At 65.4% G+C, this 20,656-nt stretch carries 10 protein-coding genes; all 10 read left to right on the forward strand.

Annotated elements, in window-relative coordinates:
• Positions 1-84: 84 nt before the first annotated feature.
• The 10 genes from metF to VHC04_RS19190 all read left to right on the forward strand — a co-directional run bounded on the left by metF (position 85) and on the right by VHC04_RS19190 (position 20,630).
• Positions 85-1,044, forward strand: a complete 960-nt coding sequence (metF, locus tag VHC04_RS19145; RefSeq protein WP_325684278.1) for a methylenetetrahydrofolate reductase [NAD(P)H] — start codon at positions 85-87, stop codon at positions 1,042-1,044.
• A gap of 53 nt (positions 1,045-1,097) precedes the next feature.
• On the forward strand, positions 1,098-2,150 hold the full coding sequence (locus VHC04_RS19150) for a UDP-3-O-(3-hydroxymyristoyl)glucosamine N-acyltransferase (protein WP_325684280.1): 1,053 nt from the start codon (positions 1,098-1,100) through the stop codon (positions 2,148-2,150).
• Positions 2,151-2,170: 20 nt separating this feature from the next.
• Positions 2,171-2,437 (forward strand): acyl carrier protein, encoded by a 267-nt coding sequence (locus tag VHC04_RS19155; RefSeq protein ID WP_325684282.1) that lies wholly within the window; start codon positions 2,171-2,173, stop codon positions 2,435-2,437.
• On the forward strand, positions 2,427-3,644 hold the full coding sequence (locus VHC04_RS19160; RefSeq protein ID WP_325684284.1) for a beta-ketoacyl-[acyl-carrier-protein] synthase family protein: 1,218 nt from the start codon (positions 2,427-2,429) through the stop codon (positions 3,642-3,644). The genes VHC04_RS19155 and VHC04_RS19160 overlap by 11 nt, the downstream gene beginning before the upstream one ends.
• 240 nt (positions 3,645-3,884) lie before the next feature.
• On the forward strand, positions 3,885-6,893 hold the full coding sequence (locus tag VHC04_RS19165) for an alpha-1,4-glucan--maltose-1-phosphate maltosyltransferase (protein WP_325684286.1): 3,009 nt from the start codon (positions 3,885-3,887) through the stop codon (positions 6,891-6,893).
• Positions 6,894-6,895: 2 nt separating this feature from the next.
• Positions 6,896-10,189: a maltose alpha-D-glucosyltransferase gene (treS, locus tag VHC04_RS19170; protein WP_325684288.1), complete on the forward strand. Its 3,294-nt coding sequence runs from the start codon at positions 6,896-6,898 to the stop codon at positions 10,187-10,189.
• Positions 10,182-12,350 (forward strand): 1,4-alpha-glucan branching protein GlgB, encoded by a 2,169-nt coding sequence (gene glgB / locus VHC04_RS19175; protein WP_325684290.1) that lies wholly within the window; start codon positions 10,182-10,184, stop codon positions 12,348-12,350. The genes treS and glgB overlap by 8 nt, the downstream gene beginning before the upstream one ends.
• Positions 12,347-16,210 carry a glycogen debranching protein GlgX gene (gene glgX / locus VHC04_RS23150; RefSeq protein WP_325684292.1) on the forward strand — a complete coding sequence of 1,288 codons (3,864 nt, stop codon included), beginning with the start codon at positions 12,347-12,349 and terminating at the stop codon, positions 16,208-16,210. The genes glgB and glgX overlap by 4 nt, the downstream gene beginning before the upstream one ends.
• Positions 16,207-19,020, forward strand: a complete 2,814-nt coding sequence (treY, locus tag VHC04_RS19185; RefSeq protein WP_325684294.1) for a malto-oligosyltrehalose synthase — start codon at positions 16,207-16,209, stop codon at positions 19,018-19,020. Before glgX ends, treY begins: the two co-directional genes overlap by 4 nt.
• Positions 19,021-19,382: 362 nt before the next feature.
• Entirely contained in the window at positions 19,383-20,630 is a 1,248-nt protein-coding gene (locus tag VHC04_RS19190) for an ABC transporter substrate-binding protein (protein WP_325684296.1), read from the forward strand.
• The last annotated feature ends 26 nt before the right edge of the window (positions 20,631-20,656 follow it).

The following is a 20,656-nucleotide window of genomic DNA, read 5'->3' on the forward strand; positions in this document are numbered from 1 at the left end:
GCCAGCGGCGCCGGCGGCATCGCACCCCGACACCGCACCCGACACTGTACCCTTTAGAACCCTTTGGGCGAGACGGATACGCGCATGAATGGACACCTGGCTGAAACGCATCCGACCTTGCGGCGCTGGCTTGCCGGCGAACGATTCGCCCCGCTGCCGCCACGCGGTGCCGACCAGGCCCCGCCGGCCCTGTCGTTCGAATTTTTTCCGCCCCGGACCGAGGCGCTCGAACGGCAATTGTGGACGTGCATTCAGCGCCTGGCGCCGCTTCGGCCGCGCTTCGTGTCGGTGACCTACGGGGCCGGCGGTTCGACGCATGCCCGCACCCATGCAACGGTGACACGAATCGTCAAGGAAACCGATTTGACACCAGCCGCGCACCTGACATGTGTCGGCGCTTCCCGCGAGGAGGTCGACGCCGTGGCGCGGAGCTATTGGGAGGCCGGCATCCGTCATATCGTGGCGCTTCGGGGCGATGCACCGCCCAATACCAGCTATGCACCGCATCCGGGCGGCTACGCCTATGCCAGCGATCTCGTCGCCGGCCTGCGGCGGATCGCCGATTTCGAGATATCGGTCGCCGCCTATCCCGAAACCCATCCGGCCGCCCGCAGCGCCGAGGACGACCTGGACAACCTGAAGCGCAAGCTCGACTCCGGCGCGACGCGGGCGATCACCCAGTATTTCTTTGATACCGCGACCTATCTTCGTTTCCTCGACCGCTGCCTCGCCGCCGGGATCACCGCGCCGATCGTCCCGGGCATCATGCCGGTGTCCAACTACGAACAGGCGGTCCGGTTCTCGGCGATGTGCGGGGCGTCGGTGCCCGCCTGGCTTGGGCACATGTTCGAGGGGACCGAGAACGATCCGGACCAGCGGCGGATCGTCGCCAGCATCGTGGCCGCCGAACAGGTCCGGATCCTGCAGGCCAACGGCGTCGACGAGTTCCATTTCTACACGCTCAACCGCGCCGACCTGACCTGTGCCATAGCCCATGTGCTGGGTGTCAGGCTAAGGTCCGCGCCCTCACGCGCCGCCGTCTGACACCGGCGGGCCGCCAGCCGCACTTCGTGCACAACCACCGGGGTACAACAAGAATGAAGGCACGTGCGTTGGCAGAGACCTTGGCAGGGCATGTGGCCGGTGATGCCGACGCGGATATCGTTCGCGCGGTGCACCCGGCCGAAGCCTCGGACGAGCGCGATATCGCCATCGCGATATCGCCGGATGCGGTCCGGCTTCTCGACGCGTGCCCGGCCCGTGCCGTCCTGGTGCTGGAGGGGACGGAACTGCCGCGGCCCTTTCAGACCGTGATCGCCATTCGCCGCTCGCGTTCCAACATGCCGGCGATCACGCGCGTCTTTCGTCATCACCCGCCGATCAGTCCAGGCATCCATCCAAGCGCGGTCGTCGCGCCGGATGCCCGGATCGGCGACGGCGCGATGGTCGGACCGCTGGCGGTCATCGGTCCCGGAGCCGCCATCGGACCCGGGTCCGCGATCCTGTCCCAGGCCACGGTCGAGGCCGACGCGGTCATCGGGTCCGGTTGCCTGATCCACCCGGGCGTCCGCATCGGCTGGGGATGCCGGATCGGGGATCGTGTCATCCTGGCTCATAATGTATCGATCGGCGCCGACGGCTTCAGCTTCGTCGCCGCCCGGACCGCCGCGCATGAAGCGGCTCGGCAGCCCGGTGCATGCCAAAACGGGGCGCAGCGAAACGAGCAACAGAAGATCCACTCCCTGTCGGTCGTGGAAATCGGCGACGACGTGGACATCGGCGCGTTGACCGCCATCGACCGCGGCACCCTGAAGCCGACCCGGATCGGCGCCGGTACCAAGATCGACGATCTCGTGCTGATCGGCCATAACGTCGAAATCGGGACGGACTGCCTGCTGTGTGGACAGGTTGGCCTCGCGGGCAGTGTGACCATTGGCAACAGTGTGGTATTGGGCGGGCGTGTCGGCGTCGCCGACCATATCAGGATCGGCGACCGCGCGGTCATTGCCGCCGCGGCGTGCGTTGGGACGAATGTGCCTGCTGGCGCGGTCTATGCCGGATACCCGGCGGTGCCGCATGCCGAGGCGCTGGAAAACTTGAGGGTGATGCGGCGCCTCCGGCGCCTGCTGGCACGATTGACAGAGACATAGGCACCCAGCGGCGTGAGGTCATGCAGGAAACGATAGAAACCACCCTCGCCAAGGTCATTGCGACCCAGGCCAATGTCGATCCGTCGCTGGTGGTGGCGGAGGCGACCTTGTCCGACCTGGGCGTGACCTCGCTCGACCTGGTCGAGATCATCATGACCATCGAGGATGAATACGATGTCACCATTCCGGTGAACGCCGTCGAGGCCTGGAACAATTACAAGACCGTCGCGGATCTCGTCGGATTGGGCCGTTCCCTCGGTCTCGAGGGACGCAACTGTGGATCATGAGCCCGTCGTCGTCACCGGCATGGGCTGTGTCTCGGCACTGGGTCATTCCGTCGAAGCCTTCTGGTCGGCGCTTCAGGAAGGCGTCTGCGGTCTCGGCACGCTCGATATACCCGCGCCGTCCGACCTGAAGGTCACGGTCGGAGGGACCATTCCCGCCCCCGACCCAAGGGAGAGCCTGGACGCCCGGCGCCTGCCGATGCTGGACCGCTTCAGCGTGCTGGCCACCGTGGCGGCCGGGCAGGCCATCGCGCAATCGGGCCTGCCGCTGGAAGCCTGCGGGCCCAGAACGGGCTGCATCGTCGGTGTCGGCACCGCGGGCGCCGAGACGATCGATGAGCTGTACCGTAGGATGTTCCTGGACGGCGCCAAGCGGGCGAACGTCTTCACGGTGCCGCGGGTGATGCCCAGCGCGCCCGCCAGCCAGATCAGCATGATGCACGGTATCCGCGGCCCGGTCCTTACCGTATCCTCGGCCTGCGCATCGTCAAACCACGCGGTTGCGACGGCCGTGTGGCTGCTGCGCAACAGGGTCATCGACGCGGCGGTGGTTGGCGGCACGGAAGCCCCGCTGACCTACGGCATCCTGAAGGCGTGGGAGGCTCTGCGGGTACTGGCGCCGGATACGTGCCGGCCGTTCGACCGTCATCGCAAGGGCCTCGTGCTCGCGGAAGGGGCGGGCATGTTCGTCTTGGAACGGGCCGGCCACGCCAGGGCGCGCGGCGCGGAGATCCTCGCGCAAATCGCCGGCGTCGGGATGAGCGCGGATGCCGCCGACCTCGTGGCACCCACGCTGGAAGGCCCGGCGGCGGCCATCCGAGCCTGTCTGGAGGATGCCAGGCTGGCCCCGGATGGCATCGATTATGTCAACGCACATGGCACCGGGACCGTCGCGAACGACATCACGGAGATCAACGTCCTGAAGTCGGTGTTCGGGGCCGATGCCAGGCGTCTGTCGATTTCCTCCACGAAATCGATGCATGGGCACGCGCTTGGGGCAAGCGGCTCGCTCGAGCTGGTGGCGGTCATCGAAGCCATGCGCCACGGCATCGTTCCGCCGACGGTGAATATCGTGGAACTCGATCCCGAATGCGACCTGGACGTCACCCCGGGGCATGCACGCGAACGACCGATCCGTGCCGCAATCAGCAACGCGTTCGCTTTCGGCGGCACCAATGCCGTCATCGCGGTGACACGCTTCCCGGGTTGAGGGCGGCTCCCGGTCTCTGGACGCCTCGCGATAAATAAGTGTGGTCTGGGAGTTAATACAACCATTAAGCGCGTCGTGGCGGTTGAACATCCTGTGGTTGAGCGGCTCACAGAGCCGTGAAGGAACTGCGGGGCTGCCATCATCGCTTAAGAAAGTATGCAGCTAACCAGGGACCGGACTGAGCAAAGGCGGCCATCGAACAGCGCTGCGCTCTCCCAACGGCCGGTCTCCCGGGCAGCCATGCGGATCTACTATCTACATCCGCTTTCGGCCGGCCCCATCCGGACATGGGACAGCCATCTTGCCCACGCCGCGCGGCTTGGCTTCACGCATGTCCTGCTGGCCCCGCCGTTCCAGCCCGGCCGAACCGGCAACATCTTTCTGACGCGCGACCACCAGCGCCTGCATCCGATGCTCGGCGCCCAGGACGCGGCCGAGGCGTTGGCGGCGTTGTCGCGCCAGGCACGCAGCCTGGGCCTGCGGCTGCTGCTGGACCTCGTCATCGACCGCGTCGCCGATGAATCCGATCTTCCATCGAAACCATATGATCCGCTGCCGGATCCGCGGCGCCCACCGGGTTTGAGGGGCGGCGCCGTGACCGACCTGTCGGCCGACAGCCTTACCTTGTGGCAGGGCCTGATCTCGACATGGATCGATGCCGGTATTGATGGCTTCCGCTGCGATGCCACGGATCGGGTACCGCCGGCGGTGTGGCGGCGGGTCGTCGCCGCCGCCCGCCGCGCGGCCCCTGACACCGCGTTCATCACCTGGCAGCCGGCGGCACGGCTCGCGGATTGCGGCTTCGATCTCGCGGCCTGCGCGTCCTGGGCCTGGGACTTTCGGGCCGAGTGGCTGGCAGAGGATCTAAGAAGGGCCGCCAACGTGGCCGACGTGCTGGCCATGCCGGAGCTTCCGTTTGGCAAGCGGATCGAGCACCCGCTGGCGGCGCGGCGAAGCCTGTCGCTTGCATCGGCCTTGGGGTCGGCTTGGCTTATGCCCATGGGCTTCGAGCACGCGGCCACCGAACCGCTCGATCCATCGCGGCCGACCCGGATCGCCGAGACGGATGCGCGGGTGGAGGCGGTGATCATGGCGAACCGCCAGCATCAGGACCTGCTTGATTGTCCGCCTGCGGAAATGAGTTCGGCGCCGGGGTCGCCCGTCGCCATCCTCAGCCGTGGCCCGGCGGTCGTCATCGCCGTCAATGCGACGCTCGATCGTCCCGCTCCCGTCCAGGACGGAGCGTGGGAGCTGCCACCCGGCGAGGTCGCGATCATCGCGTCCAAGCCGGAGCCCGCGATCGTCGCGCCAGCCTTGCTGCCAGCCTTGCTCAAGGATGCCGATACCGCCGCCGCCGCGCCTCGCATCGCCATCGAGGCGATCAGCCCGGCCGTCGATAACGGCCGGTTTCCGGTCAAGCGGATCCTTGGCGACTGGGTTGAGGTCGAAGCCGACCTGGTCACCGACGGGCATGAGAAACTGGCCGGAAACGTGCTGTGGCGGCCGGCCGATGCCGATGTCTGGCAGACCGTGCCGCTTCAGCTGGTGGCCAACGACCGCTGGGCCGCGCGTTTCAGATTGACCCGTCTGGGCCGGCATCTTTTTACGATCGAGGCCTGGCGTGACGAGTTCGGCACGCTGCAGGAGGACCTGAAGAAGAAGCAGGCGGCCAAGGTCGACGTGACGGCGGATATCGCGGACGGGCTCGCGTTGCTGGCGCGCCATGCGCCGGAACGCGCCGCGGCGGTGACGGACGATCCGCTTGCGATTCTTCTCGACGACGCATCCTCGGCCGCTGTCGCGGCGTCCGGCTATCGTCCCTTCCTTGTGAGGCATGAACCGGCACTCTGCGTCGATGCCGGCCGGCCGGCAGAATGTTTCGGGAGTTGGTACGAATTGTTCCCCCGTTCGCAAAGCGGGGATCCCGGCCGGCATGGGACATTCGATGACGTCATCCGCAGGCTTCCCGCGATCCGGGAGATGGGATTCGACGTCCTGTACATGCCGCCCATCCATCCCATTGGCCGGACGAACCGGAAGGGCCGCGACAACGCCCTGGCCGCGGCGCTGGATGATCCGGGCAGTCCCTATGCGATTGGCGGCGCGGCCGGCGGCCATGACGCCATTCATCCCGAGCTGGGCAGCTTCGATGATTTCCGGCGCCTGATCCAGGCCGCGGCGAAGCATGGCATGGAAGTGGCGCTGGACTTCGCCATCCAGTGTTCCCCCGATCATCCCTGGCTGCGGCAGCATCCCGACTGGTTCGCCTGGCGTGCCGACGGGTCTATCCGGTATGCCGAGAACCCGCCGAAGAAATACGAAGACATCGTCAATGTCGATTTCTATGCGCCCGCCGCCGTGCCGCGGCTGTGGGTGGCGCTGCGCGACGTCGTGCAATTCTGGGTCGATCGCGGGGTACGCATTTTCCGCGTCGACAATCCGCACACCAAGCCGCTGCCGTTCTGGCAATGGCTCATCGGCGACATCCGCTCCCGCCATCCCGACACCATCTTCCTGTCCGAGGCATTCACCCGGCCGAAGATGATGTACCGGCTTGCCAAGATCGGGTTCACCCAATCCTATACCTATTTTACCTGGCGCAATTCGGCGGCCGAGCTGAAGGAATACCTGCTGGAGCTGTCGGCACCGCCGGTGAGCGAGTTTTTCCGCCCGCATTTCTTTGTCAATACGCCTGACATCAATCCGTTTTTTTTGCAACGATCAGGCCGTGCCGGCTTCCTGATGCGTGCCGCCCTGGCCGCCACGCTGTCCGGACTGTGGGGTGTCTATAACGGTTTCGAATTATGCGAGTCCGCCGCCCTACCCGGCCGCGAGGAATATGCCAGCTCTGAAAAATATGAAATCCGAGCATGGGACTGGGATAGACCGGGGAATATAACGGATGAAATCAGGCGGCTGAACGCGATCCGCCACGCGAATCCCGCCCTGCACTCACATCTGGGCCTGACCTTTCTGGAGAGCAGCGATCCCGACGTTCTGGTGTTCGCCAAGGCCGTGCCGGGCAATGTGATCATCACGGCGGTCAGCTTCGATCCCCACGCTGCACGCGAAACGGACATCCTGATTCCGCCGTCCCTGTGGGATCTGCGGGACGAAGCGGAGTTGACCGGTGTCGACCTGATGGCCGGCCATGAATTCCCCTGGCGAACGGGGCGCAGTCGAATCGGCCTTGATCCCGGTCATCTGCCGTTTCTGATCTGGCGTCTGCGTCCCGCAAATGAGGCTTGATGATGAAGCGGAGGCATGTTCCGGCGCAAACCCTCGATCCGCTGTGGTACAAGGACGCGATCATTTATCAGCTGCACGTCAAGTCATTCGTCGACTCGAACGGCGACGGCATCGGTGACTTTCGCGGTGCGCTGGGAAAGATCGACTACATCGCCAATCTAGGCGTCGACGTCATCTGGCTGTTGCCGTTCTACCCTTCGCCACGCCGCGACGACGGGTATGACATCGCGGATTACCGTGGTGTCCACCCTGACTATGGCACCATGGCTGATCTGCGGGCCTTCATCGATGCGGCCCATTCGCGCGGCATGAAGATCATTACGGAGCTGGTGATAAACCATACCTCCGACCAGCATCCCTGGTTCCAGCGGGCGCGAAGCGCCAAGCCCGGCAGCGTGGCGCGCAACTACTATGTCTGGTCCGATACCGATCAGAAATACGCCGGGACGCGCATCATCTTCCTGGATACCGAAAAGTCCAACTGGACCTGGGATTCGGTTGCGGGGGCCTATTTCTGGCACCGGTTCTATTCGCACCAGCCGGACCTGAACTTCGATAATCCGCATGTATTGCGTGAAGTCCTGTCGGTGATGCGGTACTGGCTCGACGTCGGCGTCGATGGGCTGCGGCTCGATGCGGTGCCCTATCTTGTGGAACGTGAGGGCACGGACAACGAAAACCTTCCGGAAACCCATGCCATTCTGCGCACGATCAGGGCGGCGATGGATGCACATAGTCCGGGGCATGTGCTGCTGGCCGAAGCGAACATGTGGCCCGAGGACGCGCAGCAATATTTCGGCACCGGCGATGAATGCCAGATGGCGTTCCACTTCCCGCTGATGCCGCGCATGTACATGGCCATCGCGCAGGAGGACCGGTTTCCCATCACCGACGTGTTGCGCCAGACCCCCGACATCCCGGAGAACTGTCAGTGGGCCGTGTTCCTGCGCAATCATGACGAGCTGACGCTTGAAATGGTGACGGACAAGGAGCGCGACTATCTCTGGACCACCTATGCCGCCGATCGGCGCGCCCGCTTCAATCTGGGCATTCGCCGCCGCCTTGCCCCCTTGCTGGAGCATGACCGCCGGCGCATGGAGCTGATGAACGGCCTGCTGTTCTCGATGCCCGGGACCCCGATCATCTATTATGGCGACGAGATCGGCATGGGTGACAATATCCATCTGGGCGACCGGGACGGCGTCCGGACGCCGATGCAATGGTCCCCCGACCGCAATGGCGGCTTTTCCAGGGCCAGCCCGGAGAGCCTCGTTCTGCCATCGATCCGCGATCCGCTCTTTGGCTACGAAGCCGTGAACGTGGAGGCGCAGGAGCGCGACCAGCACTCCCTGCTGAACTGGACGCGGCGCATGCTGAGCGTCCGGCGGAGAAACCGGGCGTTCGGACGGGGAACGTTACGGTTCCTGTATCCGACGAACCGGAAAGTCCTGGCATTTCTGCGGGAGTACGACGGTGAGACCATTCTTTGCGTCAGCAACCTGTCCCGTACGGCGCAAGCCGTGGAGCTGGATCTTTCCACCCTGGCCGGCCGGACGCCGGTGGACATGATCGGTGGGTCCGTGTTTCCGCCGATCGGGCAGCTTTCCTACCTGCTGACAATGCCGCCTTATGCCTTCTACTGGTTCATGCTCGCCAGTGAGAACGCGCTGCCGAGCTGGCATCAGCCGGCACCGGAGCCGTTGCCGGAATATCGTACGGTCGTGCTGCGGAAGGGATTGGATGAAGTCCGCCAGGATGCCATCCGCACGATGCTGGAGACGGATGTTCTGCCATCCTATCTGGCCTTGCGCCGGTGGTTCTCGGCCAAGGACCGCAAGCTTCAGCACGTCCGCATCGCGCGTGCCGAAGCCATCACCGCCCGCCGGGGAGAATTCCTGCTGTTCGAGCTTGAGGTGGACACGGATTCGGGATCCGATCTCTATCACGTGCCCGTCGGCATCATCTGGGAGGATGAGATCGTCGGGCCGTTGGCACAGCAGCTCGCCCTGGCCCGTGTCCGGCGTGGCAGGCGTGTCGGGTACCTCACCGACGCCTTCGCCGCCGACGCGCTGCCGCCCGCGATCATTCGCGGCCTGCGCGCCAAGGCCAAGCTGCGGCTGCACGAAGGCGAATTGCGGTTCGTGCCGACCTCCCAACTCGCCGAGGTCGAGATCCCTCCCGATGCCCCGATTCAACGGCTCTCCGCGGAGCAGTCCAACACCTCATTGTTTGTCGGCGACAAGGCGATGCTCAAGATACTGCGCCGCGTGACGGCGGGCGTTCATCCGGAAGCCGAGATGTCGCGCTTCCTGACCGACGCCGGCTACGGCAATACGCCGCCTTTGCTTGGCGAGGTCGTGCGGATCGACCAAGACGGGACGCCGCACACGCTGCTGCTGCTGCAGGGCTTTGTGCGCAACCAGGGCGATGCCTGGACCTGGACGCTGGATTATCTCAGCCGGATGCTGGAGGACCTGACGGTCATCGATGCCACGCCGGAGCAGGTCGACGATTCCTTGTCGGCCTATCTCGGCTTCGCCTCCTGCATGGGCAGCCGCCTGGCGGAGCTTCACACGGTCCTGAGCCGGGATACCGACCAATCCGCCTTTGCCCCTGAACCCGTCGACCGGCCGACCGCGGAAGACTGGGCGAACGATGTCCGGCGCCAGCTGCAGAAAGCGCTCGATGCGATCGGTCATGTCCAGAGCTGGGATGATCCGCGCGCCGAGTCCGATGCGCGCACCGTGGTCGGGGCAAGGGATGAGCTGCCGGGTACGATCGGCCGCCTGTCGCAGTCCGCGATCGGCACCCTGATGACACGAATCCATGGGGATTTTCACTTGGGCCAGGTATTGGTCGCGCAGGGTGACGCCTATCTGATCGATTTCGAAGGCGAGCCGTCCCGGCCGCTTGCGGAGCGGCGGGCCAAGAGCTGTCCGTTGCGGGATGTGGCGGGTCTGATCCGCTCCTTCGACTATGCCGCCGCCTCCTCCGCCATGGGCCGAGCCGCGGCCAGCCAACGGGCCGATGAGCGCCGCGAGGCAATTCTCGATCGGTTCCGCGCTGCCGCGACAGGCGCGTTTCTGGACGCATATCGGCGGACGCATGCCGCCGCGCCGCGGAGATGGGTCGAGGCGGCGCAAGAGGCCGACCTGCTCGATCTGTTTCTGCTGCAGAAAGCCGCTTATGAAGTCGCTTATGAGGCGGCCAACCGGCTTGCCTGGCTTCCTATTCCGCTGCGCGGCCTGGCCGCCTTGGCGGAGCGGGTCATTGCAAAGGAACCGACGCTTGCTTGACGTTGCCGACGATTTCGATGCGCTGACAGCCCTGGAAGCCGGCCGCCACGGTGATCCGTTCGCCCTTCTTGGGCTTCATGACAAGCGGCTGCTGGTGCTGGCCAACGGGGCGCGTGGCGTGGAGGCCGTCAGCGCGGCTGATGGCAGCCCGATCGCGACCCTGCATCCGGTGGGCCAGGGCGGCCTCTTCATGGCCGAAATCGCCCATCCGGTGCCGTACCGGCTTCGCATCGACTGGGCAGGCGTGATCCAGGAGACCGAGGACCCTTACAGCTTCGGCCTTCTGCTGGGCGATCTCGACCTGCATCTGATCGCCGAGGGGCGGCACCGCGACCTTGCGCGGTGCCTTGGCGCTCATGTCACCAGCGTCGGCGACGTCGACGGGGTCAGGTTCGCCGTGTGGGCGCCGAATGCCGCGCGGGTCTCCGTCGTCGGCGACTTCAACGCCTGGGACGGGCGGCGCCATCCGATGCGCAATCGTCCGCCGTTCGGCGTGTGGGAGCTGTTCATTCCCAGACTGCGTGCCGGTGAGCGCTATAAATTCGAACTGTTGGACCGGGACTGGCGGCCGTTGCCGTTGAAAGCGGATCCGGTCGGCTTGCAAGCCGAACCGGCCCCGGCCACCGCATCGGTGGTCCCCGATCCCACGCCATTCGTCTGGACGGATGAAGCCTGGCTGGAACATCGTTCGGAACGGCAAAGCCCGGCTTCGCCGATCGCGGTGTACGAGGTCCATGCCAGCTCGTGGATTCGTGTCGATGGGCGTCAGCCCGACTGGGAGGATCTGGCGGAACGCCTGATTCCGTACGTCGTCGATATGGGATTCACGCATATCGAATTCCTGCCCATCATGTCACATCCGTTTGGCGGATCCTGGGGCTATCAGCCGCTGGGCCAGTTCGCGCCACAAGGGTCCCTGGGCCCGCCACGCGCCTTCGCTCGGTTTGTCGATCGATGCCATGAAGCGAATCTCGGCGTGATTCTCGACTGGGTGCCAGCGCATTTTCCCACCGACGCGTACGGCCTCGCCCGTTTCGACGGCACGCCGCTTTATGAGCATGCCGACCCGCGGGAAGGATTCCATCACGACTGGAACACGTTGATCTACAACCATGGCCGTCATGAAGTACGCGGCTTCCTGATCGCCAGCGCCCTGTTCTGGCTGGAACACTACCATGTCGACGGGCTGCGCGTGGATGCCGTCGCATCGATGCTGTATCGCGACTACAGCCGCCGGGAAGGGGAATGGATCCCGAACATGTATGGCGGGCGGGAAAACCTGGAAGCCATTTCATTCCTGCAGGAGCTGAACACCATCGTGGCGGAGCGCTGCCCGGGGACGCTCATGATCGCCGAGGAAAGCACCGCGTGGCCGGGTGTCACGGCGCCCGCCGCGGCCGGCGGCCTGGGCTTCAGTTTCAAATGGAACATGGGGTGGATGCACGACACCCTGGACTACCTCAAGCACGATCCGATCCACCGGCGTCATCATCATCATGAGATGACATTCGGGATGATCTACGCCTATTCGGAAAAATTCATGCTGCCGCTCTCGCATGACGAGGTCGTGCATGGAAAAGGCTCGCTCTATCGCCGGATGCCCGGGGACGAATGGCGGAAATGCGCCAATCTGCGTGCCTATTTTGGTTTCATGTGGGGGCATCCCGGTAAGCAGCTTCTGTTCATGGGCGGTGAGTTCGCGCAGCAGCGCGAGTGGGACCATGACAGCTCGCTGGACTGGCACCTGCTGGACAATGAACGTCATCGCGGCGTCCAGCGCCTGTTGCGCGATCTGAACCGGATTTATGCGTCGCATCCGGCCCTCTACGCCCAGGATACCGTTCCGTCCGGATTCCGGTGGGTGGTGGGCGATGATGCCGAACAGAGCGTGTTTGCCTTCCTGCGCTTCGCGGCCGGCGCCGCCCCGGTGCTGGTGGTAAGCAATTTCACCCCGGTGCCGCGATACAACTATCGGATCGGCGTCCCCCACGCCGGCAGGTGGCGCGAATGCATCAATTCGGATGCGACGAGCTACGGGGGGGCGGGCATGGGCAACAGCGGGCAGGCATTCACCACCGGCGAAGCGGCGCATGGATTGCCGGATTCCCTTGTCCTGACGCTGCCGCCGCTGGCGACGCTGATGCTGACGGTGGCAACGTGACCGGTTCGCCGTGGCCGGATCGTCTTGATCCGGGCCGGCCCTTTTCGCTGGGTGCGACGGCCGATATCGGGGGGGTGAACTTCGCCGTCTTCTCGGCGCACGCCGAACGGATCGAGCTTTGCCTGTTCGACCCCTCGGGACGGCGGGAAATCGCCCGCTTCGATCTGCCGGAATGCACCAATGAGGTGTTTCACGGCTATCTGCCGAACGCGCGGGCCGGGCAACTCTACGGCTATCGCGCCCATGGGCCGTATCAGCCTGACCACGGACATCGTTTCAACCCCAACAAGCTGCTCCTGGACCCCTATGCCCGGCAGCTGTCGGGGACGGTGCGCTGGTCCGACGCCCTGCATGGCTATCGGCTTGGCGCAGCCCGTGGGGACCGCAGCTTTGACCGGCGCGATTCGGCCTCGGCGATGCCGAAGGCCGTGGTACCGCCCATGGATTCCATCGCAACGGCACAGAGAACGCCGGGCACGGCGTGGCGCGACACGGTGATCTACGAAACGCATGTGCGCGGGTTCAGCATCCGGCGTGAGGATATCCCCGCGCGTGATCGCGGCACCTTCGCCGCGCTGGCGGACCCGCGGATGATCGACCATCTGGTGCGGCTTGGCGTCACGGCCGTCGAGCTTCTGCCGGTGCACGCTTTCCTGCAGGATCGCTTTCTGGTCGAGAAGGGGCTGCACAACTACTGGGGATACAGTACACTTTCCTTCTTTGCCCCCGAACCTGGCTATATCGCCGGCGGCGGCCTGGACGATATCCGGTTTGCCGTGCGCCGGCTGCATGCCGCCGGCATCGAAGTCATTCTGGACGTCGTTTACAACCACACCTGCGAAGGCAGTGAACTTGGCACGACGCTGTCCTGGCGCGGGCTCGACAATGCCAGCTATTACCGGCTCGTTGCGGACAACCAACGGCATACCATCAACGATACGGGCACGGGCAACACGCTGAACACATCCCATCCGCGCGTGCTGCAGATGGTCCTGGACAGCCTGCGGTATTGGGCGACATGTTTCGGCGTCGACGGGTTCCGCTTCGACCTCGGATCCACCCTGGGACGTGAGCCGGATGGATTCGATCCCAACGCGGGCTTCTTCGATGCCATCCTGCAGGACCCCGTGCTCTCCCGCCTGAAACTGATCTCGGAACCCTGGGATATCGGCCCCGGCGGCTATCAGCTTGGCAACCACCCGCCCGGTTTCGGAGAATGGAATGACCGCTTCCGGGACTCGATACGCTCCTATGTGCGTGGCGATTCCGGAAAGCGCCCCGAAATCGCCGCCAGGCTGAGCGGGTCCGGCGATATTTTCGACCATCGCCGGCGCAGGCCGTGGGCCTCCATCAACTTCCTGGCCAGCCACGACGGTTTCACCCTGCACGATCTGGTCAGCTACGCGGAACGCCACAATGAGGCGAATGGCGAAGACAACCGGGACGGCCATAGCGACAATCTCTCCGGCAACTGGGGCACCGAAGGACCGACGGACGACGAAACGATCATCGAGCTGCGAGAGCGTGTGAAGCGCTTCATGCTGACGATGCTGATGATGTCGCAGGGCACGCCGATGCTTCTGGGCGGTGACGAGATGGGCCGCACGCAAGGCGGCAACAACAATGCCTATTGCCAGGACAACGAAACCTCCTGGTTCGACTGGAAGCTGGCCGACGAACCACGCAACCAGGCGCTTCAGCGCTTCGTGACGCGCCTTGTTCGCACACGGCTCGCCTACCCGGTCTTGCGCTGCGACAAGTTCCTGCACGGCACGACAGAGGTTCTTCCCGATGTCCTGGACATCGCCTGGTTCGATGAGCAGGCCCGTGCCCTGATGCCGGACGCGTGGAACGACGCCGAGGCGCGGCTGCTGGCGGTCCGCCGTGCGAACGAATCAGACGATGGCGTCGAGATATCCTTGCTGCTGATGAATGCCACGCCGGAAGACCGCGACTTCGTCCTGCCGCGACCGGCAATGCAATGGCGCCTGCTGATCGACAGCGCCAATCCCGAGGCGCCGGAGCGCGTGGTGGAGGGCGAAACGATCAAGGTCGGCCGCCATGCTTCCGTCGTGCTGCTGGCCGTCGGCCAGACGGTCGGCGCATCCCACACCACGTTTGGCGCCACGCTGGTGGGCGGCAACCGCACGCATTTTCGCCTCTGGGCGCCGGACCGGCCGCGCGTGACGCTGGAGATCGAAGGCCGCTCCCCCATGACCATGCGGGCCCGGGATGCAGGATGGCACGAGGTGATCGCGGATAGCGGCGCCGGCGCGCGATATCGCTATCGTGTCCGCCCCGGGCTTGCCGTGCCGGATCCGGCGGCACGCGCACAGGCGGGGGACGTCCACGAACCAAGCATCGTGGTGGATCCGGCATCCTATGTATGGCGCCATTCGGAATGGCACGGCCGGCCATGGCACGAAGCCGTCATCTACGAGCTGCACGTCGGACTCTGTGATGGATTCGTTGGCGTTACGGCTCGGCTTGCCGATCTCGCCAGCCTGGGTGTCACGGCGATCGAGCTCATGCCCGTCGCCGAGTTTCCTGGCGCGCGCAACTGGGGATATGACGGCGTCCTGCCCTACGCCCCCGACGCCGCCTATGGCACGCCGGACGATCTGAAGGCCCTGGTGGACACGGCACACGGCCTGGGACTCATGGTCCTGCTGGATGTCGTCTATAACCATTTCGGGCCGGATGGAAACTATCTGGGCAGCTATGCCTCGGAATTCTGGCGACAGGACGTGTCCACCCCCTGGGGCGACGCCATCGATTTCCGGCGCGAGGAAGTACAGCACTTCTTCATCGAGAATGCGCTGTACTGGCTGGAGGAGTTCCGTTTCGATGGCCTTCGCCTGGACGCGCTCCATGCGATCGTGCCACAGGACGTCGTGTCAACCCTGGCGCGCGCGATTCGCGCCGGCGTCCGGCCCGGACGCCACGTCCACTTGATCATGGAGCATGAAGGAAACGCAGCCCACCTGCTGCGAGCGGACCCGGGCGCCGCCGGTTTCGATGCGCAATGGGCGGATGACTTTCACCACTGCCTGCACGTCCTGCTGACCGGCGAACACGAATCCTATTACGGCGATTTCGCCAAGGATACGGCCACCCTGCTTGCGCGCTGCCTTGCCGAAGGTTTCGCCTATCAAGGGCAGGTCTCACCCCATACCGGCCAGCCTCGCGGGGAACCAAGCGGCCACCTGCCGCCCACGGCCTTTGTCGTGTGCCTGCAGAACCATGACCAGATCGGCAACCGAGCGTTTGGCGAACGGCTGACCGTGCTGGCGGAGCCTGACGGCTTGCGTGCGGCGACCGTGCTGCTGTTGCTGATGCCGCAGATCCCGCTGCTGTTCATGGGACAGGAATGGGGCAGCAGAACGCCGTTCCTGTACTTTACCGACCATCATGACGATCTCGCCGAGAAGGTCCGCGACGGCCGGCGCCAGGAATTTTCCAGGTTCTCGGCCTTCACCGATCCGGACCGGCGCCAGCGGATTCCCGATCCGAACGATCCCGCCACATTTGCGGCGAGCCGGCCGGACCCCACAGAGGCGCAGCAGGGAGAGCATGCCGCCTGGCTTGCGCTGCATCGCCAGCTGCTGTCGTTACGAGCGCAACATATCCTGCCCCATATGGCGAATGCGCGCGCGATCTCCGCCTCCCCGCTCGGTCCAGCCAGCGTGCAGGCCGCCTGGTCCCTTTCAAACGGAACGATCCTTTCCATCGCGGCAAATTTTGCAGCCGAAGCGGTGGAATCCTCCCTTCCCGGGGAAATCCTGTTTGCGACGCCCGGGGCGACGGCGACGAACCTGCCTCCCCGGTCCTGCGTCGCGACGCTGGGCAGGGCGGGATGAACGAGGGCGCCCGAACGGAAACGGCCGGTACCAGGCCCGGTGCCACGGCAAGGCTGCAACTGCACCGGCACTTCACCTTCGATGATGCCGCCGCCTGCGTGCCCTACCTGGCCGACCTGGGGATCACGCATCTTTATATCTCGCCGATCCTGCGCGCCCGGCAAGGCTCCGTGCATGGCTACGACATCGTCGACCACGGCACGGTCAACCCGGAGCTGGGGGGCGAACCCGGGCTGCGGCGGCTGGTCGCGGCGTTGCGCCGGCGCGGCATGGGATTGATCGTCGATATCGTCCCCAACCACATGGCGGTCGGTGGCAGTGACAATGCGTGGTGGCTGGACGTGCTGGAATGGGGCCGCGCCAGCCCCTATGCGGATTTCTTCGATATCGACTGGGAGCCGCCGGACCCCGCGCTGCGCGGCAAGGTGCTGGTTCCCTTCCTGGGAAATCCGTACGGGGTCTGCCTGGCCGGTGGCGACATCGCGTTGCGCTGTGACGAGGGGCGCATCGCCGCCGTCTATGCGGACCATGTCTTTCCGATCGCGTTGCGGCACTATCCGGTCATCCTGGCGCCGATCGCCTCGCGGATCGCGGACCTGCCCGATTTGTCCCGGGCACCGGCGACGCGGGCCGCCGCGCGTGCCTCCGGCGCCGCGATGAAATCCGCGGTGCGCCGCTTCGCCGCCACCGACTCCGGCGCGGCGGCCCTGGCGCAGGCGCTGGACCGCTACGCGCCGGCCAGCCCGGACGGGCGTGACCGGCTGCATCACCTGCTGGAACGTCAGCATTATCGGCTGGTGTGGTGGCAGGCCGCCGCCGATGAGATCAACTGGCGCCGCTTTTTCGATATCACCTCGCTGGCCGGGCTGCGCGTGGAACTGCCGCAGGTGTTCGACGCCACCCATGCGACCCTGCTGCGCCTTTATGGCGCGGGCCTGATCGACGGCGTGCGGGTCGATCACATCGACGGCCTCGCGGACCCCAGGGCCTATTGCCGGAAGTTGCGTCGCCGCATGGACGCCGCTGCCGCGACGCGGCCGCAGGATGCGCCCGCCGGTCCTGCCTTCATCGTTGTGGAGAAAATCCTTGCATCCCAGGAACGCCTGCCGGCCGATTGGCGGACCGATGGCACCACCGGCTATGACTTCATGGACCAGGTCGGCGCGCTGCTGCACGATCCCGCCGGCGAGGCCCCGCTGACCGCGCTGTGGACGGAACTGGCGGGTTCCGCCGACAGCTTCGAGGACGTCGAGCACGCCGCGCGGCGATTGACCTTGCGCGACGCACTGGCAAGCGAACTCAACGCCACGGCGGCGGCGCTGCACCGCGTCGCCAGGCGCGACCTGGCGACGCGGGACTACACGTTGACGGGGATCCGCCGAGCGCTGGTGGAGATCCTGGTTCATTTTCCGGTCTATCGGCTTTACGCGGGGCTGACGGGCCGGCGCGGTACGGACGACAGGGCAATCGCGCGGGCCCTTGCCGGCGCGCGTCGCAGCATGCGAGCCGCCGACCGGCCCTTGCTCGACCTGATCGGACTCTGGCTTGGTGGGGAAGCGCCGCGCGAACTGCCGCCGGGCCCGCTGCGGCGGGAACGCCTGCGCGCCATCGTTCGGTTCGAGCAACTATCCTCCCCGGTTGCCGCGAAGTCCGTGGAGGACACCGCGTTCTACCGTTATGGCCGGTTGCTCTCCCGCAACGAGGTCGGATCGAATCCCGGCCGCTTCGCGATGCCGCCGGCCGCGTTTCATGCCGCCTGCCTGGAGCGTGCCCGGCAGTTTCCGCATGCGCTTCTGGCCATCGCGACGCATGACCATAAGCGCGGCGAGGACGTGCGCGCGCGGCTGTCGGTGCTTAGCGAGATTCCCGAGGAATGGGCGGCATGCCTGCGCCGCTGGACCCGGCTCAACGCGCCGCTCAAGCGGGACGTGGACGGAGCGCCGGCGCCGGACATGGCCGATGAGGTCATGCTCTATCAGATGCTGATCGGCGCCTGGCTGCCGGATATCGCCGACACCGGCGCCCTGGCGGAGCGGCTGGCCGCCTGGCAGCTGAAGGCGCTGCGGGAGGCGAAGCGCCATACTGCCTGGATCGCGCCGAACGACGCCTATGAAGGCGCCTGCCGCGATTTTCTGTTCCAGATGCTGGACGGCGCGCGGCCGTCGCGCGTGGTGGACGACATGGCGGCGTTCGCGGCGCGGCTGGGCCCGGCGGGCGCCGTCAAGGGATTGGCGCAGACGGTGTTGCGGATGACGACGCCGGGGATTCCCGATCTCTATCAGGGCACGGAGCTGTGGGATGGCAGCATGGTGGACCCGGACAACCGCGCGCCGGTGGATTATGCGCGGCGGCAAGCCATGCTGGCGGCGCGGCGGCGGCCCTCGGACCTTCTGCAAACCTGGGAAGCTGGCGAGATCAAGCAGGCGGTGATGGCCCGGGTCCTGGCCCTGCGCGCGCGGCGGCCGGATGTGTTTGCCGCGGGGTCGTATCGGCCGCTGGCGATCGAGGGCCCGCACGCGGACAGGGTGGTCGCGTTCAGCCGCCAGGGTGGCGGGACGACCGTCATCGTCGTCGCGTTGATCCGGCCGGCGGCGCTGCTGGGCGATCACCCGGTTCCGCATGTGCCGGCCGAGCGGTGGCGGGAGACGGCCATCATGACGCCGGACGAAGCGAATGGCCGGTATGATGATGTGCTGGGCGACAGGACCGTTACGGTAACGGACCACTCTCTGCCGGTATCGGTTGCCCTGGCCCATCTCCCGGTCGCGGTGCTGGCGATCGCGGCGGATGGGTTGTCCGGTCATCCTTGATATAAACCGTGACGCGAAGCCGATCGCGCCAAACGCGTGCCGGGCAGGCTCGCGCCCTGCCGGATACGTGCCCTGCCGGATACGCGCGTCGTTACTTTAAGTTACATCATGGCGGACGCGCGCGCCCGCGACGGCGTTCGGCGCCTGGTGTCAGACGGATGTATATGCGCACGTGTCACCGCCAGGGGGCGGATTTGCCGCGATTCGCAACGCGCGTGCCAAGGCAAACCGAATCGCAACCACGGCGGCGCCGTGTTTCAAGAAGTGGATTGACACATCGTAATGCCCTGTATCACAAGGCAGGCATTGAGAAGAGTCCGCTGATCACGGGATCGGCTGATCACAGGATCGAGGGAATAGGGATGAAGTCCAAGCTACTCGCGCTCTTGATGCTGGCTGCCGTCGCGATCGCCCCGGCCCGGGCGCAACAGGCGCCGTCGGAAATCAGGATCGGGCAGCTCTACGCGAGTTCCGGTCCCTATGCCTCGATCTCCATGCCGGTCTATGACGCGTTCAAGTTGTGGGTGGATGAAGTCAATGCCAAGGGTGGCGTCGCCATGCAGGCCTTTGGCGGCAAGCGCATCCCGATCAAGCTGATCTCCTATGATGACCAGTCCAGCACGGCGACGGCCGCGACGCTGTACAATCAGTTGATCACCCAGGATCATGTCGATCTGCTGGTCGCCGATTCCGGATCGGTGCTGACCTCGGTCGGTGTCCCCATCGCCAAGGAGCACAAGCAGTTCCTGTTCGATGTGTCGGGCACCGGCGCCGCCTTCTTCAGCGAGGACAACCCGTACATCGCGCTGATGGCCGACCCGGTGTCCACCATCTGGCCGCACTATATCTCGGACTTCCTGAATGACGAGGGGTACAAGGAAGGCATCCGCACGGTCGCCATCCTGTATTCGACCAATGATTTCACCGGGACGCAGGCCGCGGCGCTGAAGGGTTTCTTCGAACGCGACAAGAAGGTGAAGGTCATCTACTACCAGGGCGTGCCGACCAGCACGTCCAACTATACGGTGCTGATCAACAACATCGCCGCCCAGAACCCGGACGCGGTGCTGGAGCTTGGTTACGTCGGCAACGATATCGCCTTCCTGCGGAACCTGCAGGACAGCGGCAACCAGTTCCGCTTCGTCTTCTCCATCTATGCCGGCACCGAGATGGAGGAGATCGAGAAGAATGTCGGCGTCTCGGCGATGAAGAACATCTTCAGCTATGTCCCCGCCTCCAACTACGAGTACAAGGCGGAAGAGGGCATGAGCCAGAAGGAGTTCAAGGCGGCGTGGGAGAAGAAGTATCCGCCGGGGTCCGGCGTCGCGTTCGGCGCGAACGCGATCTACGGCTACATGACGGGCGTGGTGGTGCAGAAGACGCTGGAAACCACCAGGAGCCTGCGGCAGATGGATATTCATGACGCGGTGTTCGGGCTGTCGGGCAAGCTGAAGACGCTGGATGGAACGTTTGAGCTCCGCAAGGACGGCGCGCAGATCGGGGAGGTGACTCCGCTGGGCCAGCTCCAGGAAGCCGGCAAGGACAAGCTGGATCTGATCGCCGTCTATCCGCCGGACCTGGCGCACGGCAAGGCGATCCTGGGGAAGTGACCGCCCGGCCCGATGGACAGGCCGTG

Origin of the sequence: Rhodopila sp. (assembly GCF_035548095.1) — a bacterium.
Taxonomy (GTDB): Bacteria; Pseudomonadota; Alphaproteobacteria; order Acetobacterales; family Acetobacteraceae; genus Rhodopila.